The organism is Nocardioides sp., from assembly GCF_964228225.1.
In the GTDB taxonomy this organism is placed as follows: domain Bacteria; phylum Actinomycetota; class Actinomycetes; order Propionibacteriales; family Nocardioidaceae; genus Nocardioides.
In genome coordinates, this window is sequence record NZ_CAXQZB010000016.1 from 15,324 (window position 1) to 39,687 (window position 24,364).

A 24,364-nucleotide genomic window follows, 5' to 3' on the forward strand; every position below is an offset into this window, starting at 1 on the left:
CTTTGTTCGTGTCCACAAGCGCGGTGACCCGCCCCCAGCTCGAGCCGACCGATCCCCGGGTCGTGGCGGTGTGCCAGCAGCTGCTGCTCGACATCGACGGCCTCACCGAGCGGGTGGCGCACCTGATCCGCGCGGAGGAGGAGATCTACCTGACCGCGGTGACCTTCGAGCAGCTGGTCGAGTCGGTGCGGCCCAACCTCATCGGGCTGCTGGAGTCGCTGATGCTCGACGCCCCCGGCTCGATGGCGCCGCCGCGGCGCACCGGACGCACCCGCGCCGGCCAAGGCGTGCCGCTGGCCTGCGTGCTGCACGCCTACCGGCTGGGGGCGCTGCAGATCTGGAACGAGGTCGTCGTGATGTGCGACGACCCCGAGGTGGGTCGCGCGCTGCTGGCCTCGGCCTCGAAGCTGTGGACCGCGCTGGACGTGTACTCCCAGGAGCTGGCCGCGGCCTACCGCGACGTCGAGACCGAGCAGATCCTGCGCGACGCCCGTCAGCGCGAGGCCGCGCTCGCCGCGATCGTCAGCGGCGTCGCGCCCCAGGGTCGCACCCTCGGCGAGCTGGCCGGGGCCCTGCGCCTCCCGCACGTCGGGCAGCTGGTGGTGGTGGCCTGCGACCCCCTCGGCGGGGAGGAGGAGCGGGAGGACTCCACCACCGCCAACCTCGAGCGGGCGCTGTCCTCGCTCGGGGTGCGCTCGGCCTGGCGCAGCGAACCCGACTGCGAGCTCGGCATCATCGCCCTCACCCGGGCCTACCGGCTCGACCGGCTCACCGACCACCTCGGCACCCTCGCGCTGGGCCGGGTGGGGCTGAGCCGCATCTACGAGTCGCTGCTCGAGACCCCCGCGGCCGCGGTGCAGGCGCGCTTGGCCCGGCAGGTCGCGCTGGCCGGGTCCGGCACCGTCACCCGATTCGACCAGGCGCGCATCCCGGCGCTGCTGCACGCCTCACCCGACCTCGCGGTGGACCTCGCCCGCGAGGTGCTGGGGCCGGTGCTCGACCTGCCGGGCGACGAGCAGGACCTGCTGCTCGGCACGCTGCGGGCCTGGTTCGACGCCGGTGGCGCGGCGGAGGCCACCGGCAAGCTGCTGCACTGCCACCCCAACACCGTGCGCTACCGCCTCGGCAAGCTCACCTCGCTCACCGGCGCCGACCTGCGGCTGCCGGCCGACCTCGTGCGGCTCAGCCTCGCCCTGGAGTCGCACCGGCTGCTGCTCGAGACCGAGCGGCGCGCCGCCCGCTGAGCGCGGGTGGGGTCAGCTCCCCGCGGCGCCGCGCTCCTGCGCCCGCGCCGCCGCCACGGCGGCGAAGTCGTCGAGCAGGGTGGCGTCGTCGACGCTGCTGGGGTTGGCCACCGAGGCCACCTCGGCGCCGGCGAGCAGTCGCTTGACGGGGATCTCCAACCGCTTGCCGGTGCGGGTGTGCGGCACACCGCGCACCGCGATGACGGCGTCGGGCACGTGCCGCGGGGTCGTGCGGCGCCGGATGCGGTCGGCGATGTCGGCGCGCAGCGCGTCGTCGAGCTCCTCCCCCGGGGCCATCACGACGAACAACGGCATCCAGTACCCGCCGTCAGGCTCGTCCACCCCGACGACGAGCGCGTCGGCGATCTGGGGCAGGTCCTCCAGGCAGGCGTAGATGTCGGCACTGCCCATCCGCACCCCGTGGCGGTTGAGGGTGGCGTCGGAGCGGCCGTGCACCACGATCGCCCCGCCCTCATCGATGGTGATCCAGTCGCCGTGGCGCCAGACGCCCGGGAACGTGGAGAAGTAGGCATCGCGGTAGCGGGCGTGGTCGGGGTCGCGCCACAGGTGCACCGGCATGCTCGGCAGCGGCACGGTGATCACCATCTCGCCCACCTGACCGACCACCGGCCGGCCGTCGCCGTCCCAGGCCTCCAGGGCGACGCCGAGCAGCGGGGTGGGGATCACCCCGGCCCGGACCGGCAGTGAGGGAGCGCCGCCGATGAACGCGCTGGCGACGTCGGTGCCGCCGCTGATCGACCACAGCGGCAGGTCGCCGACGTGCGAGCGGACCCAGCCGTGCAGCCCCGCCGAGAGCGGCGAGCCGGTGGAGCCCATCGCGCGCAGGGCGGAGAGGTCGTGGTCGCGCCCCGGCTCCAGCCCGGCGGCGAGACCGGCCTGGAGGAAGCCCGGGGACACCCCGAAGACGGTGACCCGCTCGCGCGCGACGACCTCCCACAGCGCGTCGGGGCTCGGGCTGGTCGGGGCGCCGTCGTAGGCCACCACGCAGGCGCCGACGAGCAGCGCGGTGATCTGGATGTTCCACATCACCCAGCTCGGCGAGGTGTACCAGAGGAAGCGGTCGTCCGGACCGAGGTCGAAGTGCAGGCCGTGGGCCTTGAGCTCCTCCAGCAGCACCCCGCCGTGACCGTGCACCAGGCCCTTGGGCTGGCCGGTCGTGCCGGAGGAGTAGAGCACCCACAGCGGGTGGTCGAAGGGCACCGCCTGTGCCGTGACCGCGGCGGCGTCGTCGGCGGGCAGGTCGGTGAGCGTGCTCCACGGGTGCGCGCCGAGGTCCGCGGCACGGGCGGTGTCGGGGCCGAGGTTGCCCACCAGCACCGTGTGCTCGATCGTGGGCAGCCCGGCCCGGATCTCCGCGATCTCACCGGTGCGGTCGATCGTGCGGCCCGCCCAGTGGTAGCCGTCGCCCGCCACGAGCACGCGCGGCTCGAGCTGGCCGAACCGGTCGAGCACCGCCCCGGGGGCGTAGTCCTGGCCCACCGAGGACCACAGCGCCCCGACGAGTGCGGTGCCGAGGAAGGCGACCACGGTCTCGGGGACGTGCGGCAGGTAGCCGACCACGCGGTCGCCGGGACCCACCCCCCACGAGCGCAGGGTGGCGGCGAAGGCCCGGGACTCGCGCCGCAGCTCGCCCCAGGTGAGCTCGCGGCGGCCGCCGCCCTCGTGCAGGCCGAGCACGGCGACGGCGTCGTCGGGTCGGGGGCGGTCGAGCAGGTAGCCGGCGAGGTTGAGCGTGGCGCCCTCGAACCAGCGCACGTCCTCCGGCATCGACCACCCCGGCGCCAGGGCGGGACCCTCGGGCCGCGGGCCGACGTCGTAGAAGTCCCACAGCCGCGACCAGAACTCCCCGGGCTGCTCCACCGACCACGACCACAGGGCGCGGTAGTCGGTGGCGTCGATGCCCGTGGCCGCCGCGACCTCGGCCTGGAACCGGCCCAGCGCGGTGCCGGAGACGTCGGCCGGGGGCGACCACAGCAGGTCGCCGGGGCGGGTGTCGTCGCTGCTCCCACTCATGCCGCTCACCCTAGACAGCGCGCCGACTCCGCAGGCGCGGGCAGGTCGGGTGAGGTCCATCCGAGGTCACGGTCATCGAGGAGCACCCCGCATCCCGCGGCCCCTCAGGTGCGCGCGTCTCGTGACACTCGCTGCGCTCACTCCTCGACGACCGCATCTCGCCACGGTCATCGAGGAGCACCCCGCATCCCGCGGTCCCTCGGGTGCGCGCGTCTCGTGACACTCGCTGCGCTCACTCCTCGACGACCGCATCTCCCCACGGTCATCGAGGAGCACCCCGCATCCCGCGGTCCCTCGGGTGCGCGCGTCTCGTGACACTCGCTGCGCTCGCTCCTCGACGACCGCATCTCCCCACGGTCGTCGAGGAGGCGCCCCAGCGCCGTCACGAGACGCAGCGAGTCGAAGGCCGGCACCGGGAACCGCCGGTCCCGGGCGCGCTCGCACCTCCCGGTGCCGCGCCTGCGCTGTCATGCTGGGGTGCGTGGACGACGTGACGCCCGGCCCCACCCCGCTCGAGCACCTGCCGGAGGACGACTGGTCGCGGGCACTGGCGATCGTGGCCCACCCCGACGACATGGAGTACGGCGCCGGTGCGGCCGTGGCGCGCTGGACCGGGCAGGGCAAGGAGGTCGTGTACTGCCTGGTGACCTCCGGCGAGGCCGGCATCGACGGTCTGCACCCCGACCAAGCCGGACCGCTGCGCGAGGCCGAGCAGCTCGCGGCCTGCGCCGCGGTGGGGGTGTCGCGCTGCGACTTCCTGCGCCGTCCCGACGGCGTGGTGGAGTACGGCGTCGAGCTGCGTCGTCTGCTCGCCGGGATCGTGCGTCGGCACCGGCCCGACATCGTGCTCACCCACAACTTCCGCGAGACCTGGGAGGGCGGCTTCCTCAACCAGGCCGACCACATGGCCGTGGGCCGCGCGGTCGTGGACGCCGTGCGCGACGCCGGCAACCGGTGGATCTTCCCCGAGCAGCTCGGCGGCGCCGACAGCACCGAGGGTCTGGAGCCGTGGGACGGCGTGCGGGCGGTGTGGGCGGCCGGATCGCCGCGGGCCCGCCACGGCGTCGACATCACCGACTCCTTCGAGGCCGGCATCGACTCCCTGCTCGCCCATCAGGCCTACCTCGCGGGCCTCGGGCAGACTGCGGACGAGGCCCGGGGCTTCCTCACTGGGATGGCGCAGGGCACCGGGGCGCGGCTCGGGGCGGCGCTCGGCGTGGCCTTCGAGGTCATCGCCGTCCGCTGACGCCGTCCCCCGACAGGCGGCGCCTCAGGACTCCGGGACGCCGACGAGCGCGGCGTAGCGCAGCGCGAGGTCGAGGGCGCCCGCACGCTCGGTGAGCCGGCGTCCGAGGAGCTCCTCGGCGCGGGCGAGCCGGTAGCGCACGGTGTTGGGGTGCACGACGAGCCGGCGGGCGGTGAGGTCGACCTGGAGCCCACAGGCGAGGTGGGTCGCGAGGGTCTCGCGCAGCTGGGCCGGTCCGCGGCCGGGCGCCAGCAGCGCGCCGAGCTCGCGGCGGGCGAGGTCGGCCACCGCCGAGCCGGTGCCGGTGAGGCACAGCAGCTCGACCTCGGGGTGCCGCAGCAGCGCTGGCGGCGCGCTGGTGCGCGGCAGTCCGAGCATCAGCGCCTGCACCGACCGGGCCTGCTCGTGGCTGCGCCGGAACCCCGTCGGCCCGGCCTCGGGGCGCCCCACCGCGAGGTGCACCCCGTCCTCGAGCAGCACCGCCAGGCCGTCGAGGGCGGCGTCCTCGGGCGGGGTGGCGGTGGCGGCCCAGGCCCACAGCTCACGGCTGCCGGCAAGGTGCGTGAGCACCGAGGTCGCCCCCAGGGCGCCGCGCACCGCCCGGGCCCACTCCCCCGGCGCCGGCGGGACGTCGCCGTCACGGCGCCAGAGCACGAGCGCGGTCTGGCACAGCGGGAGCGGGTGGGCCAGCGCCCGCAGGGTCCGGGCCTGCGCGGGCTCGCCGCGCAGCAGCGCCGCGATCGCCTCGGCGCGGCCGGCGTCGGTGGTCTCGCGGATGCGCCGCTGCTCCTCGAGGTGGTCGGCGATGAGCGCCTCGACGGCGTCGTCGATCCAGCGGCTGGCGCGGTCCCACAGGGCCACGAGCACCTCGTCGCGCGCCACCGGGCGCGGGCCCGCGTGGCGGGCGACGTCGACGGCGGCGAGGTGCTCGAAGACGCCGCGCTGGGCGGTGCGGTAGATCTTCAGCAGCACCCCGATGTCCTCGCCGCGTCGGGCCAGGGACCGTGAGAGCGCGATCGCCGGCTCGGGGAGCACCAGCCGGTGCGCGGGGTCGGGCAGGGCGGCGAGGAAGGTGCGCCAGTGGGCCCGGGTCGAGGCGTGCAGCTCGGCGACCAGCACGGGGTCGGCGGCGAGGTCGGGCATCTGGGCCAGGATGACGGCGTCCACGTCGGCCACGAAGGCCTCCACGGCGTCGGGGTCCAGCGCCCGGGCGGCGAAGTCGGCGGTCCAGGAGCGCAGGTCCTCCGGCGTCATCGACGTCCACTCCTCCCGATCGTTTCTGGTCCTGGATCCAACCACACCGGCTTGCATTGGTGACCAGCACAAGCGCCGAACGCCTCGGTGTTGCGATGCTCACACCGGCGGTGTCGACGACGCCGCGGCGAACGCGAGCGGCAGGAGCAGCAGATGGGGACCTACGACTACATCGTGGTGGGCGCGGGATCGGCCGGCGCCGTGGTGGCCGGGCGGCTGAGCGAGGACCCGGGCACGACCGTGCTGCTCGTGGAGGCCGGCGGCAAGGGACGCGACCTCAACGTCAAGATCCCCGCGGCCTTCGCCAAGCAGTTCAAGACCGGGCTGGACTGGGAGTACTACACCGAGCCCGAGCCCCACCTCGACGGCCGCCGGATCTACCACCCGCGCGGCAAGATGCTGGGCGGCTGCAGCGCCCAGAACGCGATGATCTACATCCGCGGCAACCGCGCCGACTACGACGCCTGGGCCGCCGGCGGCGCCACCGGGTGGGGCTACGACGACCTGCTGCCGCTGTTCAAGCGCGCCGAGCGCAACAGCCGCGGCGGCGACGCGCTGCACGGCGGCGAGGGCCCGCTGTTCATCGAGGACCCCCGCTCCCCGCACGAGGTGAGCGAGCGGCTCGTGGACGCGATGGTCGAGATCGGCCTGCCCCGCAACCCCGACTTCAACGGCCCCACCCAGGAGGGCGCCGGGCTGTACCAGCTGACCCAGCGTCGCGGGCAGCGCTGGACCACCAGCGACGGCTACCTGCGCCCGGCCCGCAAGCGGGCCAACCTCACCGTGCTGACCGGCGCGCTCGTCACCCGGGTCGTGCTCGAGGGCGACCGCGCCGTCGGCGTCGAGCTGGAGCAGGGCGGGTCGCGGGTCGTGCACCGGGCCGGCCGCGAGGTGGTGCTGAGCGCCGGCGCGTTCGGCACCCCGCACCTGCTGATGCTCTCGGGCATCGGGCCCGCCGACCACCTGCGCGAGCACGGCGTCGGCGTGGTGGTGGACAACCCGAACGTCGGGGCCCACCTGATGGACCACCCGATGTACCTGCTCAACGCCGAGACCACCGCGGCCCGCACGCTGGCCGAGGCGGAGTCGCCGCGCGAGCTGGTCGCCTACCTCACCCGACGCCGCGGGCTGCTGACCTCGAACGTCGGCGAGGCCGGCGGCTTCTTCCACACCACCGACGGCCTGGCCGGCCCCGACATGCAGTTCCTCGCCGGCCCCGCCTACTTCTGGGACCACGGCTTCGCCACCCACGACAAGCCGGCGATCGCCGTCGGCTGCTCGCTGGTGGGGCCGCGCAGCCGGGGCCGCGTGCGGCTGGCCGGCAGCGACCCGAGCACCAAGCCCTCGGTGCGCTTCGACTACTTCGCCGAGCCCGCCGACATGACCGCGATGGTCACCGCCGTCGAGCGGGCGCGCGAGCTGCTCGCCACGTCCGCGATGCGGGGCCTGGTCGGCAGCGAGCTGCACCCCGGCGCCGCCCACACCACCCGCGCCGAGCTCGAGGCACAGATCCGCGCCGGTGTGGAGCACACCTACCACCCCAGCTGCACCGCCCGGATCGGCTCGGAGTCCGACGGCGTCGTCGACCCCACGCTGCGGGTGCACGGCGTGCAGGGCCTGCGCGTCGCCGACGCCTCGGTGTTCCCGACCATCACCCGCGGCAACACCCACGCCCCCAGCGTGGTCGTGGGCGAGAAGGCCGCCGACCTCCTGCGCTCCGGCGTCGTCGCCGGCGGCCGGGCGGGGCAGGTGGCCTGACCGCCTGATCCGACCCGGGCTCCCGGCGGGTCCGTCGTACGAACCGGAACTGCTGTTTCCGGGCACCGAAACAGCCTCAGCGGTTGGTACGACGGACCACGAGGGCGCCGGGTAGGGCGGGTGGGGCTCGAACCCACGACCCAAGGATTATGAGTCCTCTGCTCTGACCGACTGAGCTACCGCCCCGGGTGGGGTGAGCGTAGCGGGCGGGGTGCGCGGATCAGGTGGTGTGGCGGCGCAGGCCGTAGGTGAGGCCGTCGAGCAGCGCCTCCCAGGAGGCCTCGATGACGTTGGCGCCGACGCCGACGGTGACCCAGGAGGACACACCGTCGGAGGTCTCGATCAGCACCCGGGTGACGGCGTCGGTGCCGTGGCCCTGGTCCAGGATGCGCACCTTGTAGTCGATGAGCTCGAACTTCGCGACCTCGGGGAACGCCTGGCCGATGGCCTGGCGCAGCGCGGAGTCCAGGGCGTTGACCGGGCCGTTGCCCTCGCCGGTGACGACGTAGCGCACGCCCGCGGCCTTGAGCTTCACGGTCGCCTCGGAGACGGCGTCCTCCACCCCGGCGCGGTTCTCGGTGATGACCCGCCACGACTCGACCTCGACGTAGGCGGGGCGCACGCCCTCGACCTCCTCGGTGAGGAGCAGCTCGAAGGAGGCGTCGGCGGCCTCGAAGGTGTAGCCGCGCTGCTCGAGGATCTTCACCCGGTCGGTGACGCGGGTGACCAGGTCGCGGTCGCCGGAGAGGTCGAAGCCCAGCTCCTTGCCCTTGAGCTCGATCGAGGCCCTGCCGGCCATGTCGGAGACGAGCAGCCGCATGTCGTTGCCGACGCCGGTGGGGTCCATGTGCTGGTAGAGGTCGGGGTCGACCTTGATGGCGCTGGCGTGGAGGCCGGCCTTGTGGGCGAAGGCCGAGGTGCCGACGTAGGGCTGGCGCGAGGCCGGCGGGAAGTTGGTGACGTCGGCGACGGCGTGGGCGATGCGGGTGGACTCGCGCAGCAGCTCGGCCGGCACGACGGTGCGCCCGAGCTTGAGCTGGAGGTTGGCGACGACGGCGACGAGGTCGGCGTTGCCGGTGCGCTCGCCGTAGCCGTTGATGCAGCCCTGCACGTGGGTGGCGCCGGCCTGCACCGCGGCCAGGGAGTTGGCGACCGCGCAGCCGGTGTCGTTGTGGGCGTGGATGCCCACGCGGGCGCCGGTGGAGGCGATGACGTCGGCGACGATCTCGCCCACCCAGTCGGGCAGCATGCCGCCGTTGGTGTCGCACAGCGCGATCACGCTCGCCCCGGCCTCGGCGGCGGTGCGCACGACCTCCAGGGCGTAGTCGCGGTTGCGGCGGAAGCCGTCGAAGAAGTGCTCGGCGTCGAGGAAGACCTCGCGGCCCTCGGCCACGAGGTGGGCGATGGAGTCGCCGACCATCGCCAGGTTCTCGGCCAGGGTCGTGCGCAGCGCCAGCTCGACGTGGCGGTCGTGGGACTTGCCCACCAGCGTCACGACCGAGGCACCGCTCTCGCGCAGCGCCGCGATCTGGGGGTCGTCGGCGGCCGCGACGCCGGCCTTGCGGGTGGCCCCGAAGGCCGCGAGCCGCGCGTGACGCAGGTCCAGCTCGTCGGCCGCACGCCGGAAGAACTCGGTGTCCTTGGGGTTGGCACCGGGCCAGCCGCCCTCGATGTAGCCGACCCCGAGGCCGTCGATGAGCCGGGCGATCGTCAGCTTGTCGGCGACGGAGAGGTTGAGGCCCTCCTGCTGCGCGCCGTCGCGCATCGTCGTGTCGTAGACGTGGAAGTCGCCGTGGAGGTCCATCGCGGGTCACTCTCAGGTGGGAACGGAGCGGAACAGGTCGAAGCGTGAGGGCGGGGCGGGTCCGGATCGATCGGGCCGCAGACAGACGAAAGGCCCCTCGGGTCACGAGAGGCCGGCGCACCGAGGAGGTCCCGGTGCGCTAGGTAATGAGGGCGTGAGGGTGACGCACCCCTCCATGGTGCCACGCGCCGGGCCCGGCGCGCACGCCGTCCGCGGGGTGCCCGAGGTCGTCACGACGCACCGCGACCCCTGTCGCGCGGGGCCTGCGCCGTGGCACGATCCCCCCGTGTCGACCCCCGATTGGGGGATCGAGGAGCCCGAAGCGCACTTCGACACGCACCCCGATCTCCCCCACCCCGCCCCCACGACCCTCACCGCGCCGGCCGCTGCGAGCCTGGCCGCGCAGCGTGAGGCCGCCCGCACCCACGGCTTCGAGCCGGCCCCGACGACGCCGCTGTGGTGCTTCCTCCCGGCCGTGTGGCCGCGGGCGCACCGAGCGTGGCTGGGCGACCCGGACGCGGCGCACCGCGACGCCGGGGTCGCCGACCTCTTGGCCGGGCTCGGCCTGCCCACCGGTCCGCCGGGCCGCGCCTGGCTGCTGCGCTCCCCCGAGCCCGACCGCACCGTGGCCGCCCTGCTCGACGACCTCTGGCAGGAGTGGCTGGACGCCGGCGGCACGGCGCAGCTCAGCGCCGCGTTCGTGGCGCACGTCGAACGGCTGATGCAGACCGAGTAGGCGCCGGCCTCAGCGCAGGGGCGCCGGGGGCCGCGTGATCGGCTGCCAGGACGTGCCCTCGTCGCCCACCCGGTCGGCCGCCAGCGCGGTGCCGGCCAGCACGAGCACGACCACCCCGATCCACATCGCCGTCCCGCGGCACAGCGGCGTGACCAGGGCCCGCGCCGGACGTCGCAACGCCGCGCCGCCGGGTCCCCACCACGTCGCGAGACCGGCGGCGGCGCCGGCGAGGGCGAGCACGCGGCCGAGGTCACCGACGGCGCCGGGCACCGGGTCGAGGACGACCAGACCCGCGCCGAGCGCGCCGATGCCGACGGCGGCGGCGGTCGCGAGCAGGATCGCCGCCCGCGGCACGGCCCGCACCAGGTGCCAGGGCGCCCCGAGCACCAGTCCCGGCGCGTCGTGCCAGCGCGCGCCGCGCACCGCCCGACGCCGGGCGACGGCGTCGGCACCGACACCGGCCGCCACCACCGCCCACAGCAGCACCGACCCCGACACCGCCCACAGCAGCGGCGCCATCGCGGCGGCGGCCGCACAGGCGGCCCCGAGCAGACCGATGAGGACGGCCCGGCGGACGCGCAGTCCCACCGGCTCGGGCGGCTCGGGCGGCTCGTGCTGGACCATCGACCCCGGCACCGGGTCGACGGCGCCGTGCTCCCCCCAACCGACCGGAGCCGGCACCGGGGCGGGCACCGGTGCGGGCACGGGAGCCGGGACGGGCGGGACGGGCGGGACGGGGGCCCGCGGCACGGGCGGCACGACGACGGTGGGGTGGACGGCGGCGGACACCGGCACCGGAGCGATCCGCGTCGGGTCCGCGACCGGAGCGGGAGCGGGGAGCGTCCGGTGGGCAGCGGCGTCGCCGAGGGTCACCGAGCGGTGCTCGGACCGCGATGGGAGCGGCGTGCGGACACCCGGGGGCTGCAGGGCGTCGAGCACGGCGGTCAGCTCGTCGTCGGGCGCGGGCACCGGCGCGGGGTCGTGCGCCAGCGCCAGGGAGTCGGCGAAGGGATCCGCGGGTACGACCGCGGGTCCGGGCGGCGCCACCAGCAGCGGGCTGGGGGCCGTGGTCTGCGGCCGGGTCCACGCCAGGATCTCCGCGAGCGTGGGGCGCCGCAGCGGGTCGGGGTCGAGGCTGGCCTCGAGCACCTCGCGCAGGGCGCCGGTGGCCGCGAGGCCGCGCAGGTCGTGCTCGCCGCGGCGGGTGCGGTCGAGGATCGCCATCGCCGGTCCGGTGCCGAACGGGGCCTGGCCGAGGCCGGCGAAGGCGACGGTGGCGGCCCAGCTGTGCACGTCGCTGGCGGCGGTGGCGGGCTCGCCGTGCAGCACCTCGGGGGCGAGGTAGCCGGGGGTGCCGAGCAGCCAGCCGGTGCGGGTCAGGCGGGGATCCTCGGCCACGCGGGCCAGGCCGAAGTCGATGAGGATCGGCGTGCGGCCGTCGAGGATGACGTTGCTCGGCTTGATGTCGCGGTGCAGCACGCCGGCGTCGTGCACCGAGGCGACCCCCTCGGCGAGCGCGCCGGCGAACCACAGCAGGTCTCCGGGGGCGATGACGCCCACGGTGTGCACGTGGTCGTGCACGGTCGGGCCGGGCACGTACCGGGTCACGAGGTAGGGCCAGGGCGCCCACGGGTCGGCGTCGAGCACCTCGGCCACCCACCGGCTGCGGATCCGCCGCAGCGAGGCGACCTCGCGGGCCAGCCGGGAGCGCGCCTCCTCGTCACCCACGACGTGGGCGCGCAGCAGCTTCACCGCCACCGGCCGTCCGCCGGGGGCGTCGGCGAGGTGCACCACGCCCATGCCGCCCTCGCCGAGCCGCTCGCGCAGGGTGTACTCGCCCTGGCGGCCCACACGGGTCGGCGGTGCGGCGGTCATGGCGAGGAGCCTAATCGGGCTCGCCCGCCACGACCGCCGCCACCGTCGGCGGGTCAGCCGGGGATCAGCCGGGGATCAGCCGGGGATCAGGGCAGCGCGGACGTCGGCGAGGATCCGCTCGGCCCCGAGGATGGTCGGGAAGTACCAGGGCCGGTTCGGCACCTCGGTCACCGCGCCGGCCCGCACGGCAGGGAGGCGCCGGTAGAGCGGGTTGCCGGTGGCCAGGGCCAGACCCTCCTCGTCGGGCGCCCCGGTCTCGTCCTGCCGCACCTGCCAGAACAGCAGGTCGGCGTCGAGCTCGGCCATCCGCTCGAAGGACAGGCCCACCTCCCAGGGGTCCTCGGCCTCGGTGACGAGGTCGTCGAGGGTGAGCCCGAGCTCGGCGAAGACCTGCGAGGGCAGCTGGTCGCGGCCCGCGACGCCGATCTGCGCGTGGTCGTAGCCCACCTGGGGCGAGGCCACCGTCAGCTCGGCGACGTCGGGCACGGCGGCGGCGAGGTCGGCGCGCAGCGCGGCGGCGTCGTCCTCGTACACCGCCAACCGGGCCGCGCCCTCCTCCTCGCAGCCCAGCACCTGCGCGACGTAGCGGAAGTCCTCCTTCCACCGCGTGGGGTCCCACGATCCGCGCGGCACCGTGGGTGCGATCGCCGCCAGCTGCTGCGCGGTCTCCTCGTCGGGGGCGAAGATCAGGTCGGGCCGCAACGCCGCGATCCGCTCCACCGGGGCGCCGTCGGACCACGCCAGGGGCGTGACGCCGTCGGCGAGGTCACCCAGGTGCGGGGCGAACCCGGACGCAGCCGATCCGCCCTGCGTGCCCGCGGCCACCGGCACCACGCCCAGGGCCAGCATCGACTCGAAGTCGAGGTCGCCGATCACCGACACGATGCGCTGCGGGTCCTGCGGCACCTCGACCGTGCCCCACGCCGAGCGCACCGTGCGGGTGCCGTCGTCCTCGGTCACGACGACGCCGACCGCCTCGGGCAGGTCCGCCGGCAGCGGGTCGGTGAGCGACCCGGACACCGGGTTGCCGTCGCACGTCGCGGCGGCGCCCCGCGGGGCCGGCTCCCGCCGGCTCCGTCGCGGGGTCCGACGCGGGGTCCGTCGCGCAGCCGGTCAGCACCGACGCCGCGAGCAGCGGTCCCAGCACCAGCGCGGTCGCGGGGCGGCGCCTCACTCCTCCACCTCCACGACGGTGGTCGGGTCGCCGTCGATCGCGGCGGCCAGCTGGGGCACGTAGCGCTCCAGGACGTAGGGCAGGGCGAGGGTGTTGGTGAAGCTGTGAGCCACGTAGTAGGCGCCGTCGTCGTCGCTGATGTTCACGAACCGACCCTCGGCGAACTGGTCGGTGCCCTCGTAGACGTCGGCGACCCCCGCCTCGGCCGTGCGGTCGTACCACACGGTGAGGTCGAGGTTCTCGAGGTCGGCGGCGCGTTCGGGGCTCAGCGAGCCGCCGAAGGAGGCCTGGTCGTCGAAGAGGGTGGAGGTGCGGGTGTCGAAGCCGAGGTCCTCCAGCAGCCGGGCGCGCGGGTCGTCCGGGCCGTAGACGAACAGTCCCTCGTAGGGGGTCACGAGCGCGACCGTGGCGTCGGCGAACTCCGGGTGGTCGGCGGCGGCCTCGGCGAACTGCTCCTCGACCTCCTCGATGCGGGCGGTGATGGCCTCCTCCTGACCCACGGCCTGCCCGATCTTCAGGGCCATCTCCTGCCAGGGCATCGCGTAGTCGGCATACTCCCCGGACTGGGCCAGCACGGGCGCCAGTTGCGAGAGCTGCTCGTACTCCTGCTCGGTCATGCTGGAGTACTCCCCGATGATCAGGTCGGGGCGCAGCGCGGCCACCTGCTCCACCGGGATGCCGTCGGTGGCCTGCAGCACGGTCGGGGGCTCCGCACCCTCGGGGAGCGCGGCCTCCGCCCACGGGTTGATCGCGTCCTCCTCCCCGAACCAGTAGGTGACGCCGACCGGCACGATGCCGAGGTCGATCAGGGTGTCCTGCTCCTGCAGGCCGACGACGACGACGCGCTCGGGCGCCGCCGTGAACGTGGTCTCGCCGTACTTGTGCTCGAGGGTGACCGGGAACGCGTCGGGCTCCGTGGTGGCGCCGGCCGCGGTCCCGGCCGCGGTGGCGTCGGTCCCGGAGGCGTCGTCGGAGCCGCAGGCGGCGAGCGCGCCCGCGACGAGGACGAGACCGGCGAGGTGCAGGCCCGTCGGGCGGGGGCGGGCGGGGCGGAGGAGGGGGGTGAGGGACATGACTTCTCTCTGGGGCAGGGGGCCGGCCACCGGGGTCGGCCGCGACGATCGCCCTTCCGAGCAAGGGCATCTCACATCAGGTGAGGCTATCCATACTAAGGCTAGCCTCACCTATAGTAGCCGGGTGACCACCGTCCATGACCACACCACCGCGGCGCCGCCGGCACCCGACCGCCTCGGAGGGAACCCGCGGCGCTCCTCCGGCGCCAAGGGACATCCGGGCCGTCCCCGCACACGCCGCGTGCTCGGCCTCCTCGCGGCTGTCGCCGCACTCGTGCTGGTGGTGCTGGCCTCCATCGCGGTCGGCGCCAAGCCGATCCCGCTGCCGACCGTCCTCGACGCCCTGCTGCACTACGACCCCACGCAGGAGGACCACCTGATCGTGCACTCCCTGCGGCTGCCCCGCACCGTGCTCGGACTGCTCGTGGGCGTCGCACTCGGCCTGGCGGGCGCGGTCATGCAGGGCCTGACCCGCAACCCGCTGGCCGACCCCGGCATCCTCGGCGTCAGCGCGGGCGCCTCGCTGGCGGTCGTGATGGCGATCCACCTCGCCGGTGTGGCGACCCTGCAGGGCTACGTCTGGTGGGCCTTCGCCGGCGCGGCGGTCGTGTCGGTCGCGGTGTACGCCCTCGGCTCGCTGGGACGCGAGGGCGCCACCCCGGTGAAGCTCGCCCTGGCCGGTGCCGCCCTCACCGCGTTCGTCGGCTCGATCACCTCCGCCATCCTGCTCATCGACGTCGCCACCCTGGACCAGTACCGCTTCTGGGCCGTGGGCTCCCTCGCGGGTCGCGACGGGGCGATCGTGGAGCAGGTGCTGCCGTTCGTCGTCGTCGGCACCGTGGTGGCGCTGGGACTGGGACGCACGCTCAACGTGCTCGCCCTCGGCGACGACGTCGCCCGCGGGCTCGGCCAGCGCATCGCCGTCGGCCGGTTGCTCGGGGCGCTGGTGGTGGTCCTGCTCGTCGGGGGCGCCACCGCGGCCGCCGGTCCGATCGGCTTCGTCGGCCTCGCCGTGCCCCACATGGCCCGGGCCCTCACCGGCCCCGACTACCGCTGGGTGCTCGCGGTCAGTGCCGTGCTCGCACCCACCCTGCTGCTGGGCGCCGACGTGCTCGGCCGGGTGATCGCCCGGCCCGGCGAGGTCCAGGTGGGCCTGATGACGGCCGCCCTCGGCGCCCCGTTCTTCATCGCCCTCGTGCGCCGACGCCGGCTGGCCGAGCTGTGAGCGCGCTGCTGCGCCCGGTCGCCGACACCGGCGATCGGCCCGCGACCCGGCGGCGCCTGCCGCGGGGCACGCGCCCGCGCGGCGCGGCGGTCGGCCTGGTGCTGCTCGCCGTCGGACTGCTCGGCTTCGCCGCCTCGATCACCGTCGGAGACTTCCCGGTGCCGCTGCGGTCGGTGCCGGGTGCGGTGCTGGGCACCGGGCCCGACGACGTCGTGTTCATCGTGCGCGAGCTGCGCCTGCCCCGGGCCCTCACCGCGGTGCTGGTGGGTGCGGCCTTCGGCGTCTCCGGCGCGATCTTCCAGGGCCTGGCGCGCAACCCGCTGGCCTCCCCCGACATCATCGGGATCACCGCCGGTTCCTCGGCCGCTGCGGTGTTCCTCATCGTCGTCGCCCAGGCCACCGGCACGGCGCTCGCCCTCGGCGCGCTGGCCGGGGGCCTGCTCACGGCGGTCGCGATCTACCTGCTGGCCTGGCGCCGCGGAGTCGCCTCGGCCCGGCTGATCCTGGTCGGGATCGGCGTGTCCGCCGTGCTCAGCGCCGTCACGTCCTACCTGCTCACCCGCGCCGAGATCTACGAGGCCCAGCAGGCCACGGTCTGGCTCACCGGCTCGCTCAACGCCCGCGGCTGGGACCACGTGCGGCCGGTCGGACTGGCCCTGCTCGTGCTCGTGCCGACCGCTCTGGTCCTCACCCGGCACCTGCGGGTGCTGCAGCTCGGCGACGACACCGCCCGTGCCCTCGGCGCCCGGGTCGAGCAGGCCCGTCTCGGGCTCGTGCTCGTGGCCGTCGGGCTGGCCTCCGTCGCCACCGCCGCCGCCGGGCCGGTCGCATTCGTCGCCTTCGTGTCGGCACCGATCGCCCGCCGGCTGGTGCGGACCCCGCTCACGATCGTGCCGGCCGGGCTCGTGGGGGCGGTCCTGGTCGTGCTGGCCGACCTGCTCGCCCGCCGCGCCGTCGCGCCCACCGAGCTGCCGGTCGGTGTCGTGACCGGACTCGTGGGCGCGCCCTACCTCATCTGGCTGCTCGCCCGCAGCCACCGCATCGGATCCGGAGGATGACCTCGATGACCCCACCCCCCGCCCCCATCACCGCCCCCGCCACGGGCCCCGCCCCGGCCGCGCTGGCCGGGGAGGGACTGACCCTGGCCTACGACACGACGGTGATCGCGCGCGACCTCGACGTCGCCATCCCGGCCGGGGCGGTCACCTGCATCGTCGGCGCCAACGCCTGCGGGAAGTCGACGCTGCTGCGAGCGCTGGGCCGGCTGCTCGCGCCGCGCGCTGGCCGCGTGGTGCTCGACGGACGGGACCTGCGCGCGTACTCCACCCGCGACGTCGCCCACCGGCTCGGCCTGCTCCCCCAGACGCCGCTGGCTCCCGACGGCATCACCGTGGCCGACCTCGTCGCGCGCGGGCGCTATCCCCACCAGCGCTGGTTCCGCCCGTGGAGCGCCGAGGACGAGTGCGCCGTGCAGCGGGCCCTGGAGCTCACGCGCACCGGGGACCTCGCCGATCGGTCCGTCGACGAACTCTCGGGCGGCCAGCGGCAGCGGGTCTGGATCGCGATGACGCTGGCCCAGGGCACCGAGCTGATGCTGCTCGACGAGCCCACCACCTACCTCGACCTGGCACACCAGGTGGAGGTGCTCGACCTGCTGCTCGACCTCAACCGCGCCGAGGGCCGCACGATCGCGATGGTGCTGCACGACCTCAACCAGGCGGCGCGCTACAGCGACCACCTGATCGCGATGCGCGCCGGCCGTGTCGTGGCCGCCGGGCCGCCGCGCGACATCCTCACCGAGGACCTGGTGGCCGAGGTCTTCGGCCTGGACTGCCGGGTGGTCCTCGACGAGGTCGCCGGCACCCCGCTGGTGCTGCCGATCGGTCGTCATCACACCGGGGTCGGGGTGCGATGAGCGCCGCCGGAGCGCCGCCCGCCACCCCGACGGCCTACCTCGCCACCGACCTCGAGGCCTGGCAGGCCCGCTGGGACGAGGCCGGCCGGTCCGGCGGGTCCTGGCGCACGCTGGCCGATCTGCTCCAGCACGACGGCGCGACGCTGCGGTCCGCGCACGCGAGCCTGGTCGAGGCGGGTGAGCCGCCCGCGGCCGCCGCGAAGTACCTCGTCGGCTGGGTGGGCGGCCTGCTCGCCGGGGCGGTGGCCCACGGCTACGCACTCACCGGCGCCGGGTTCCTGCCCGGTCCCGCCACGGCGTTCCGCGTGCAGCCCGGCGGGTGGCCCGACCGGGTGGACCTCGGCACCGCCGACGTCGTCGTGCCGCACGGGCACCCGTGGGCCGGCGTCGCGGGGGTGCGCACCCTCGGGCCGGAGCCCGGGTGCCCCGACCGTGACCCCGTGGCCGACCCCGTGGCGGACGCCGTCGTGGCGGGTCTGCGCGAGGTGCTCACCCCGCTGATCGACCGGGTGCGGACCCTGGCGAAGGTGGGGCCGGTCGCATTGTGGGCGGAGGTGGCCGACGGGCTGGCGACCGCGGTGGCCAACCAGCCCGAGGTGCCCGCGACGCTGGCTGCGGTGGCCGCGGTGGAGCGGCTCACGCACGCCGCGGCGGCGCCGTGGCGCAAGCGGCCCGCCCTGTGGGTGGGGTCGTGCGCCCACGGTCCGACGGTGATCGGGCAGAAGGGCGGCTGCTGCCTGGCCTACACCCGGCCGGAGGTCGACCTCGACCTCGCGGCGTACCCCGAGGCCCATCGCCGCTTCTACACCCGGTTCCCGCCGGGCTCGCCGCGCTACTGCGGCAACTGCTCCTTCCGGGAGCCCGCCGACGTCGAGGCGCGCGAGGTGTTCTGGATCGAGGAGCGGCTGGGGCGCCCGGAGCCTCCCGAGCCGGCCTGATCAGGCGCCGGCGTCGAGCAGGGCGAGCAGCCGCCGGGTGGCGACGCGGCGGTAGGAGAGCACGAGCAGCTCGGCGACCTCCTCCCAGTCCGGGCCCGCCGGCCCGGTCTCCGGGGAGTCGAGGTCGATCCCGCACCAGCCGGCCGGGCCGTAGTAGGCAGGCAGGAAGCAGCGCGGGTCGGCGCGCAGCGCGGGTTCGTCCACCGGGTCGGGCAGGAACAGCAGGCCGTGGTCGAGCCGCCGCATGCCGCCGTCGGGGAGGCCGCCCTTGATCCCCCCGCCCAGCACCGCGAACAGCTTCCCGGTCGGTCCCGCCTTCCAGGTGGGGCGGCCGTGGGAGATCTTCTCGGTGGCCTCGGGCAGCCGCGCCACCGCCTCCCGCAGTCGCACCAGGACCGGGTCGGCGTCGTCGAACATCAGCGGGTGGCTCACCTCCGCGACCCTAGGTCAGCCGGCCCGCCCCGACCAGCGCCCGCGTCCGGCACCGGACATCCGAGGGGAACCGGGGCGGCGCCGACGCCGTCGTAGCGCCATGACACGCTCTCGGTCGGTCCTGCTCGCCGCGCTGCTCCTGATGTGCGCGGCACCCGCCCTCGCAGGCTGCGGTGCACGCACCGCGACCACGTCGGAGGCCGGGGCCCTGGCCGGGGCCGGGACCGCACCCGGGGCCGGGTGGGAGCGGCTGCCCGACCCGCCGCTCGCACCGCGCACCCATGCCGTGATGACCGAGGTGGCCGGCGACCTGCTGATCGTCGGCGGCTGGGAGTTCCTCTGCCCGCCGGGGGCCGACTGCGCCACCCCGGCCGCACGCCTCACCGACGGCGCGATCCTCGACCCCGGGAGCGGGACGTGGCGCCCGATCGCCGCGGCGCCCTACGGACTCCTGGCAGGAGAGACGAACGCCGTGACGGTCGGGACGACGATGTACGCGCTCGCGGAGTGCACCGACGGCGACCGCTGCCGGCAGTCGCGCCTGGTCGCCTACGACACCGTCGCCGACGCCTGGGACGACCTCGGCCCCGTGCCCGCCCCGGGCTACCGCGCCCTCCTGGCGGTCGGGGAGCGTCTCGCCCTGGTGTCCGGCAGCGATGAGCGCGGCGTGCGTCCCGACCGGGTCTTCGACCCGGCGACCGGCACCTGGACCGACCTCCCCGCCGATCCGCTCCCGCCGAGCTTCGACCGGCAGTGGGTCGCGCTCGACGACCGCACCCTGGCCCTGACCGCCACCCCGCTCACGGCCGTCGAGGACGGCGGCGACGACACCGTGCACGCCGCCGTCCTGACCCTGCTCGGCGACGCTGGCGGCCCCGGCGACCCGGCCGAGGCCGTGTGGCGCCGCGTCGACGACGTCCCGGGCGACGGCGGCTACGGCTTCACCGCCACCAGCGCGGGGGGACTGCGCAACGGCCGGATGAACCCCGGGCCCGGGTGGCTGCTCGACCCGGTGGCCGGCACCTGGCGCACCCTCCCGGATCCCGGGATCGGCGGACGCAGCGACCTGCTCGGTGTCCTCGAGGCCACCACGAGCACCTGGGACGTGCCGAACAGCATCGGGTGGACGACCGCCGACGCCCGCGTCCTGGCCTACGACGTCGCCACCGACTCCTACCTCGAGGTCACCGCACCGCCGGAGCGCCGGGAGGTCTACGACGAGGCCAGCGCCGGCCTCGGCCAGTCCCTGGTCGTCTACGGCGGCCAGCGCTGGGACCGCAGCAGCGACGGCGAGCTCGTGGGCGAGGTGTGGCGCTGGACCCCGCCGTCCCCCTGAGGTCACGGGGTCACCGTTGGGCGTTGTCACCAGCGGAATGCACCGGTTTCCGTCGGAAACCGGTGCATTCCGCTGGTGACAACGGGGGACCGGGACCCGCGACGGGTCAGAGGACCCGGTGCATCCAGCCGAAGCGGTCCTCGGCGCGGCCGAACTGGATGTCCACGAGCGCCTGGCGGATGCGCATGGTGAGGTCGGTGCTCGCGGGGGCGGGGGCCTCGCCGCCGTCCCACTTCAGCGAGCCCACCGGCGTGACGACGGCGGCGGTGCCGCAGGCGAAGATCTCGGTGATGCGCCCCGAGGTCACGCCCTCGCGCCACTCGTCGATGCCGAAGCGACGCTCCTCGACCTTGTGCCCGAGGTCCTGCGCCAGCGCGATGATGCTGGAGCGGGTGATGCCCTCCAGGATCGTGCCGGTCTCGGGGGTGACGATGGTGCCGTCGTCGTAGAGGAAGTACATGTTCATGCCGCCGAGCTCCTCGACGTAGCGGCCCTCCTGGGCGTCGAGGAAGACGACCTGGTCGCAGCCGTGCGCGGTGGCCTCCTGCTGGGCCACGAGGGAGGAGGCGTAGTTGCCGCCGGTCTTGGCCGCCCCCATGCCGCCGCGGCCGGCGCGGGTGTACTCCTCGGTGAGCCACAGCGTCACCGGCTTCACCCCGCCCCGGAAGTAGGCGCCGGCGGGGCTGGCGATCACCATGAAGGTGACGTGCTGGGAGGGCCGGACGCCGAGGAAGGCCTCGGTGGCGATCATGAACGGCCGCAGGTAGAGGCTCTTCTCGCCCTCGTTGTCGGGCACCCAGGCGTGGTCGACGCTCACCAGCGCGTCGACGGCCTCGACGAAGTCGGCCACCGGGAGCACGGGCAGCGCGAGCCGGTGGCTCGAGCGCTCCATCCGGGCGGCGTTCTCCTCGGGCCGGAAGGTCCACACCGAGCCGTCGCCGTGGCGGTAGGCCTTCATGCCCTCGAAGGTCTCCTGCGCGTAGTGCAGGACCGCCGTGGCGGGGTCGAGGCTCAGCGGGCCATAGGGGGTGATGCGGGCACCGTGCCAGCCGGCGTCGGGGGTCCACTCCACCGTGAACATGTGGTCGGTGAAGTGGGTGCCGAAGCCGGGGTTGGCCAGGATCTCGGCGAGCCGCTCGGGCGACGTCGGCGTGGTCGTGACCGTGGTGCTGATCTGCATGGAAGGCAACTTAGTCGACTCTCTAGGAGGAACGGGAAGGGGCGGGGGCGCGCACTCCGCGCACCCCCGCCCCTCGTGGCCCGTCCCGGCAGATCGACCGGGCACCGACCGGGTCAGCTCAGACGGGCGGCGATCGCGTCGCCGACCTCCGGGGTGGTGCGGGTGGTGCCCGGGGTGCGGGCGGCGAGGTCCTCGATCACCGCGGTCTCCACCGCGGCCGCGGCCTCGGTGTGCCCGAGGTGGTCGAGCAGCAGCGAGACCGAGAGGATCGCGGCGGTGGGGTCGGCCTTGAGCTGACCCGCGATGTCGGGGGCCGAGCCGTGCACGGGCTCGAACATGGACGGCGTGGTGCGGTCGGGGTTGATGTTGCCCGAGGCGGCCAGGCCGATGCCGCCGGTGATGGCGGCGGCGAGGTCGGTGATGATGTCGCCGAACAGGTTGTCGGTGACGATCACGTCGAAGCGCGCGGGATCGGTGGTCATGAAGATCATCGCGGCGTCGATGTGCATGTAGTCGACGGTCACGTCGGGGTGCTCGGCGGCGATCTCCTGGGTCAGGCGCCACCACACCGAGCCGGCGTTGACCAGCACGTTGGTCTTGTGGACCAGGGTGAGCTTCTTGCGGGGCCGGCGCTGGGCGCGGGCGAAGGCGTCGCGCAGCACGCGCTCGACGCCGAAGGCGGTGTTCACCGAGACCTCGGTGGCGATCTCGGCGGGGGTGCCCACGCGCAGCGCACCGCCGTTGCCCGTGTAGGGGCCCTCGGTGCCCTCGCGGACGACGACGAAGTCGACGTCACCCGGGTCGGCCAGCGGCGAGGGGACGCCGGGGAAGATCCGGGAGGGGCGCAGGTTCACGTAGTGGTCGAGCTCGAAGCGCAGCCGCAGGAGCAGGCCGCGCTCGAGGATGCCGGGCGGCAGGTTGGGGTCGTTGGGCTTGCCGCCGACCGCGCCGAGCAGGATGGCGTCGTGGGCGCGGATCTCGGCGAGCACGGAGTCGGGCAGCACCTCACCGGTGGCGAGGTAGCGCTCGGCGCCGAGGTCGTAGCGGGTCTGCTCGATGCTCACGCCGGCCGGCTTGACGACCTCGAGGACCTTCAGCGCCTCGGTGGTCACCTCCTGCCCGATGCCGTCGCCGGGGATGACTGCGAGCCGCACCGCGGCCGAAGCGGACTGAGAGGTCATGGGACCCCACGCTAGTTGTCGTCGGGCCGCTCGACGCTCCCGTCTCGCAGGTCGAGGGCCCGCTGCACGGCGTCGCGCGCCGGGGCGGTGTGGCCGGTCGGGTCGCCGTCGCGACGGTGCTTGGCGGGGCCCCACTCGGGATACAGGTCGTACATCGTCGTGCTCCTTGCGGTGTCGTGCCGCACGTGGGTCGCGCGGCGGGGGTGCTCCGGTGTCATCACCGGAGATGACCCCACGACGGGGACCGGGCCCGGGCCGCGGATCGCACGGCGGGGCGCAAGGAGCTCACGGACGGCGGATCACGCGACTACGCGCGGCTGGGACCCGTCGTGGAGACATCACCGGGGACGAACAGTGAGGCCTGGCTCCCGGCAGATCCACCTCCGCCGCGCAGCACGTCCACCGCGGCGAGGGGGCCTCACATCCGGGTCGTCAGAGGATCCGGTGGGCCTCGCCGCGGCACACGATAAGTACGAGCCGCGTCAGCATGGTGACTCCACGGTACGACGCCGTCGCCGTGCGCGCCACCCCTTTCCACCAACTCGTCCCGATCCGGGAGCTCGGGCCGGGAGCTCGGGGGTGGCGGCCCGGGAACGGCCGGATGCCGAGACGCCGGGTTCGGATGCCGAGACGCGGCCCGGGACGGCGGCGCCGTCGGCACAGACTCGGGACATGAGCGCCTCCCCCGACCTGCCCGAGGTGGTGCAGCGCGCCTTCGCGGTGTCACGGCAGGCGGGCTACGTCTCCTTCTGCCGCAACGAGACCGGGCGTCTGCTGGCCTCGCTGGCGGCCACCCGCGACGGCGTGATGGCGGAGTTCGGCACCGGCTGCGGCGTCGGCACCGCCTGGCTGCGCTCGGGGGTCCGGGGCGAGAAGGCACGCATCGTGACCGCCGAGCTCGACCCGCGCCTCGCCGAGGCCGCCGCCACGATCTTCGCCGACGACGACCAGGTCGAGGTGGTGGCGGCCGACTGGTCGACGCTGCAGGACCGCGGCCCGTTCTCGCTGCTGTTCCTCGACGCCGCCCAGCCCGGGGAGGTCGGGGTCGACGCGGTTGCCGACCTCGTCGAGGACGGCGGCGTGGTGGTGCTGGACGACCTCGTGCCGAGCGAGGGCTGGCCGCCGATGAGCGGGGGCCGGGTGGACTCCCTGCGTCAGCAGTGGCTCACCGACGACCGCTTCGTGGCGGCCGAGGTGATGGTGGCCCCCGACGCCGCCACGATCATCGCGACGCGTCGCTGACCGGTGCTCCCCCGCCGACGTCTGCGGGCGTCGGCAGCGCCACCACGAACGCGGGCAGCAGGGCCTGGGTGATCGGCCCGATGGTGAGCGCGAACAGGACCGTGCCCGGGCCGAGGTGACCGCCGAGCGCGAGACCGAGCACCACGACGGTGATCTCCAGCGCGGTGCGCACCAGGCGCAGCGAGAGGCCGGTGCGGCGGTGCAGGCCGGTCATCAGGCCGTCGCGCGGACCCCGCCCCAGCTGCGCGCCGATGTAGCAGGCGGTGGCGGTGCCGCAGGCCAGGATGCCGCCGAGCATCAGCGCGAGCCGGGCCGCGACGTCGTCAGGGCGCTCGAGCACGGCCAGCGTGGCGTCGGCGGCGAGGCCGAGCACGATCGCGTTGGCGATGGTGCCGTAGCCGGGCACCTCGCGCAGCGGGATCCAGGCGAGCAGCACCAGGAAGCTGACGACGATGAGCACCTGGCCCAGGTCGAGGGGCAGGTAGCGGGCCAGGCCGGAGTGGAGCACGTCCCAGGGCGCGAGGCCGAGGTCGCCGCGCACCATCATCGCCAGGGAGACGCCGTAGAGCACGAGCCCGACGTGCAGCTGCACCAGGCGGTGGGCGAGCCGACCGGCGCGCAGCTGGGCGACGGGGCCGAGGTCGACCAGGGCCGGGGCGGGCGTCGGCGCGGGGGTGCTCACATCATCCAGTCTCCGATCAAGTGGCCTGTTCTCCA

21 protein-coding genes and 1 tRNA gene are annotated in these 24,364 nt (G+C 75.0%); 10 read left to right on the forward strand and 12 right to left on the reverse strand.

The genetic code is table 11. From position 1 onward, the window contains the following. The first annotated feature begins 8 nt into the window (after window positions 1–8). Window positions 9–1,244 carry a PucR family transcriptional regulator gene (locus ACERUJ_RS03665; protein ID WP_370247081.1) on the forward strand — a complete coding sequence of 412 codons (1,236 nt, stop codon included), beginning with the start codon at window positions 9–11 and terminating at the stop codon, window positions 1,242–1,244. A 12-nt stretch (window positions 1,245–1,256) separates the two neighbouring features. Here the strand turns inward: ACERUJ_RS03665 and ACERUJ_RS03670 are convergent, their stop codons facing one another. Continuing rightward, window positions 1,257–3,278 (reverse strand): acetoacetate--CoA ligase, encoded by a 2,022-nt coding sequence (locus ACERUJ_RS03670; protein WP_370247082.1) that lies wholly within the window; start codon window positions 3,276–3,278, stop codon window positions 1,257–1,259. 481 nt (window positions 3,279–3,759) lie between these two features. Here ACERUJ_RS03670 and ACERUJ_RS03675 point away from each other — a divergent pair, with 481 nt between their 5' ends. Beyond that, entirely contained in the window at window positions 3,760–4,524 is a 765-nt protein-coding gene (locus tag ACERUJ_RS03675; RefSeq protein ID WP_370247083.1) for a PIG-L deacetylase family protein, read from the forward strand. Between the two features lie 24 nt (window positions 4,525–4,548). Here ACERUJ_RS03675 and ACERUJ_RS03680 read toward each other — a convergent pair whose 3' ends face one another. Then, entirely contained in the window at window positions 4,549–5,778 is a 1,230-nt protein-coding gene (locus ACERUJ_RS03680) for a PucR family transcriptional regulator (protein ID WP_370247084.1), read from the reverse strand. Between the two features lie 153 nt (window positions 5,779–5,931). On the opposite strand from ACERUJ_RS03680, the gene ACERUJ_RS03685 reads away from it, so the two are divergent. After that, window positions 5,932–7,536: a GMC family oxidoreductase gene (locus tag ACERUJ_RS03685; protein WP_370247085.1), complete on the forward strand. Its 1,605-nt coding sequence runs from the start codon at window positions 5,932–5,934 to the stop codon at window positions 7,534–7,536. 112 nt (window positions 7,537–7,648) lie between these two features. Here ACERUJ_RS03685 and ACERUJ_RS03690 read toward each other — a convergent pair. Both ACERUJ_RS03690 and cimA read right to left on the reverse strand, forming a co-directional pair. Continuing rightward, window positions 7,649–7,722, reverse strand: a tRNA-Ile gene (locus ACERUJ_RS03690). A 34-nt stretch (window positions 7,723–7,756) separates the two neighbouring features. After that, on the reverse strand, window positions 7,757–9,340 hold the full coding sequence (gene cimA, locus ACERUJ_RS03695) for a citramalate synthase (RefSeq protein ID WP_370247086.1): 1,584 nt from the start codon (window positions 9,338–9,340) through the stop codon (window positions 7,757–7,759). Window positions 9,341–9,626: 286 nt separating this feature from the next. Here cimA and ACERUJ_RS03700 point away from each other — a divergent pair, with 286 nt between their 5' ends. Then, window positions 9,627–10,076: a hypothetical protein gene (locus ACERUJ_RS03700; protein WP_370247087.1), complete on the forward strand. Its 450-nt coding sequence runs from the start codon at window positions 9,627–9,629 to the stop codon at window positions 10,074–10,076. A gap of 9 nt (window positions 10,077–10,085) precedes the next feature. Here the strand turns inward: ACERUJ_RS03700 and ACERUJ_RS03705 are convergent, their stop codons facing one another. The 3 genes from ACERUJ_RS03705 to ACERUJ_RS03715 form a co-directional block, all read right to left on the reverse strand. Then, window positions 10,086–11,951 carry a serine/threonine-protein kinase gene (locus ACERUJ_RS03705; protein WP_370247088.1) on the reverse strand — a complete coding sequence of 622 codons (1,866 nt, stop codon included), beginning with the start codon at window positions 11,949–11,951 and terminating at the stop codon, window positions 10,086–10,088. Window positions 11,952–12,026: 75 nt separating this feature from the next. Further along, window positions 12,027–12,971: an ABC transporter substrate-binding protein gene (locus ACERUJ_RS03710; RefSeq protein ID WP_370247089.1), complete on the reverse strand. Its 945-nt coding sequence runs from the start codon at window positions 12,969–12,971 to the stop codon at window positions 12,027–12,029. 150 nt (window positions 12,972–13,121) lie between these two features. Next, a complete protein-coding gene (locus tag ACERUJ_RS03715) occupies window positions 13,122–14,198 on the reverse strand; it encodes an ABC transporter substrate-binding protein (protein ID WP_370247090.1) in 1,077 nt (358 codons plus the stop codon). Between the two features lie 124 nt (window positions 14,199–14,322). On the opposite strand from ACERUJ_RS03715, the gene ACERUJ_RS03720 reads away from it, so the two are divergent. From ACERUJ_RS03720 to ACERUJ_RS03735, 4 genes are read left to right on the forward strand one after another with little or no spacing between them, the layout of a single operon-like run. Continuing rightward, window positions 14,323–15,423, forward strand: coding sequence for a FecCD family ABC transporter permease (locus ACERUJ_RS03720; RefSeq protein WP_370247091.1), 1,101 nt, complete (start codon window positions 14,323–14,325; stop codon window positions 15,421–15,423). Next, window positions 15,420–16,481, forward strand: a complete 1,062-nt coding sequence (locus ACERUJ_RS03725; RefSeq protein WP_370247092.1) for a FecCD family ABC transporter permease — start codon at window positions 15,420–15,422, stop codon at window positions 16,479–16,481. Before ACERUJ_RS03720 ends, ACERUJ_RS03725 begins: the two co-directional genes overlap by 4 nt. 5 nt (window positions 16,482–16,486) lie before the next feature. Further along, window positions 16,487–17,338 (forward strand): ABC transporter ATP-binding protein, encoded by an 852-nt coding sequence (locus ACERUJ_RS03730; protein WP_370247093.1) that lies wholly within the window; start codon window positions 16,487–16,489, stop codon window positions 17,336–17,338. After that, the gene (locus tag ACERUJ_RS03735; RefSeq protein ID WP_370247094.1) at window positions 17,335–18,276 is read left to right on the forward strand and encodes a hypothetical protein; all 942 of its coding nucleotides are present in this window, start codon (window positions 17,335–17,337) and stop codon (window positions 18,274–18,276) included. The genes ACERUJ_RS03730 and ACERUJ_RS03735 overlap by 4 nt, the downstream gene beginning before the upstream one ends. Here ACERUJ_RS03735 and ACERUJ_RS03740 read toward each other — a convergent pair whose 3' ends face one another. Continuing rightward, a complete protein-coding gene (locus ACERUJ_RS03740; RefSeq protein WP_370247095.1) occupies window positions 18,277–18,708 on the reverse strand; it encodes an MmcQ/YjbR family DNA-binding protein in 432 nt (143 codons plus the stop codon). Between the two features lie 100 nt (window positions 18,709–18,808). On the opposite strand from ACERUJ_RS03740, the gene ACERUJ_RS03745 reads away from it, so the two are divergent. Next, the gene (locus ACERUJ_RS03745; protein WP_370247096.1) at window positions 18,809–20,044 is read left to right on the forward strand and encodes a hypothetical protein; all 1,236 of its coding nucleotides are present in this window, start codon (window positions 18,809–18,811) and stop codon (window positions 20,042–20,044) included. A gap of 106 nt (window positions 20,045–20,150) precedes the next feature. On the opposite strand, the gene ACERUJ_RS03750 is transcribed toward ACERUJ_RS03745, so the two are convergent. The 3 genes from ACERUJ_RS03750 to ACERUJ_RS03760 form a co-directional block, all read right to left on the reverse strand. After that, on the reverse strand, window positions 20,151–21,224 hold the full coding sequence (locus ACERUJ_RS03750; protein WP_370247097.1) for a branched-chain amino acid aminotransferase: 1,074 nt from the start codon (window positions 21,222–21,224) through the stop codon (window positions 20,151–20,153). Between the two features lie 113 nt (window positions 21,225–21,337). Next, window positions 21,338–22,405 carry a 3-isopropylmalate dehydrogenase gene (locus tag ACERUJ_RS03755; RefSeq protein WP_370247098.1) on the reverse strand — a complete coding sequence of 356 codons (1,068 nt, stop codon included), beginning with the start codon at window positions 22,403–22,405 and terminating at the stop codon, window positions 21,338–21,340. A gap of 11 nt (window positions 22,406–22,416) precedes the next feature. Continuing rightward, window positions 22,417–22,560: a hypothetical protein gene (locus tag ACERUJ_RS03760; protein ID WP_370247099.1), complete on the reverse strand. Its 144-nt coding sequence runs from the start codon at window positions 22,558–22,560 to the stop codon at window positions 22,417–22,419. A gap of 517 nt (window positions 22,561–23,077) precedes the next feature. On the opposite strand from ACERUJ_RS03760, the gene ACERUJ_RS03765 reads away from it, so the two are divergent. Further along, a complete protein-coding gene (locus tag ACERUJ_RS03765) occupies window positions 23,078–23,647 on the forward strand; it encodes an O-methyltransferase (RefSeq protein WP_370247100.1) in 570 nt (189 codons plus the stop codon). On the opposite strand, the gene ACERUJ_RS03770 is transcribed toward ACERUJ_RS03765, so the two are convergent. After that, window positions 23,628–24,329: a YitT family protein gene (locus ACERUJ_RS03770; protein WP_370247101.1), complete on the reverse strand. Its 702-nt coding sequence runs from the start codon at window positions 24,327–24,329 to the stop codon at window positions 23,628–23,630. The two genes, ACERUJ_RS03765 and ACERUJ_RS03770, sit on opposite strands and share 20 nt — an antisense overlap. Window positions 24,330–24,364: the final 35 nt, after the last annotated feature.

Coding starts and splice junctions, on each gene's coding strand:
- cimA (WP_370247086.1), bottom strand. CDS start 9,340: ATGGACCTCCACGGCGACTTCCACGTCTACGACACGACGATGCGCGAC.
- ACERUJ_RS03735 (WP_370247094.1), top strand. CDS start 17,335: ATGAGCGCCGCCGGAGCGCCGCCCGCCACCCCGACGGCCTACCTCGCC.
- ACERUJ_RS03755 (WP_370247098.1), bottom strand. CDS start 22,405: ATGACCTCTCAGTCCGCTTCGGCCGCGGTGCGGCTCGCAGTCATCCCC.
- ACERUJ_RS03680 (WP_370247084.1), bottom strand. CDS start 5,778: ATGACGCCGGAGGACCTGCGCTCCTGGACCGCCGACTTCGCCGCCCGG.
- ACERUJ_RS03715 (WP_370247090.1), bottom strand. CDS start 14,198: ATGTCCCTCACCCCCCTCCTCCGCCCCGCCCGCCCCCGCCCGACGGGC.
- ACERUJ_RS03670 (WP_370247082.1), bottom strand. CDS start 3,278: ATGAGTGGGAGCAGCGACGACACCCGCCCCGGCGACCTGCTGTGGTCG.
- ACERUJ_RS03760 (WP_370247099.1), bottom strand. CDS start 22,560: ATGTACGACCTGTATCCCGAGTGGGGCCCCGCCAAGCACCGTCGCGAC.
- ACERUJ_RS03765 (WP_370247100.1), top strand. CDS start 23,078: ATGAGCGCCTCCCCCGACCTGCCCGAGGTGGTGCAGCGCGCCTTCGCG.
- ACERUJ_RS03705 (WP_370247088.1), bottom strand. CDS start 11,951: ATGACCGCCGCACCGCCGACCCGTGTGGGCCGCCAGGGCGAGTACACC.
- ACERUJ_RS03745 (WP_370247096.1), top strand. CDS start 18,809: ATGACACGCTCTCGGTCGGTCCTGCTCGCCGCGCTGCTCCTGATGTGC.
- ACERUJ_RS03685 (WP_370247085.1), top strand. CDS start 5,932: ATGGGGACCTACGACTACATCGTGGTGGGCGCGGGATCGGCCGGCGCC.
- ACERUJ_RS03730 (WP_370247093.1), top strand. CDS start 16,487: ATGACCCCACCCCCCGCCCCCATCACCGCCCCCGCCACGGGCCCCGCC.
- ACERUJ_RS03750 (WP_370247097.1), bottom strand. CDS start 21,224: ATGCAGATCAGCACCACGGTCACGACCACGCCGACGTCGCCCGAGCGG.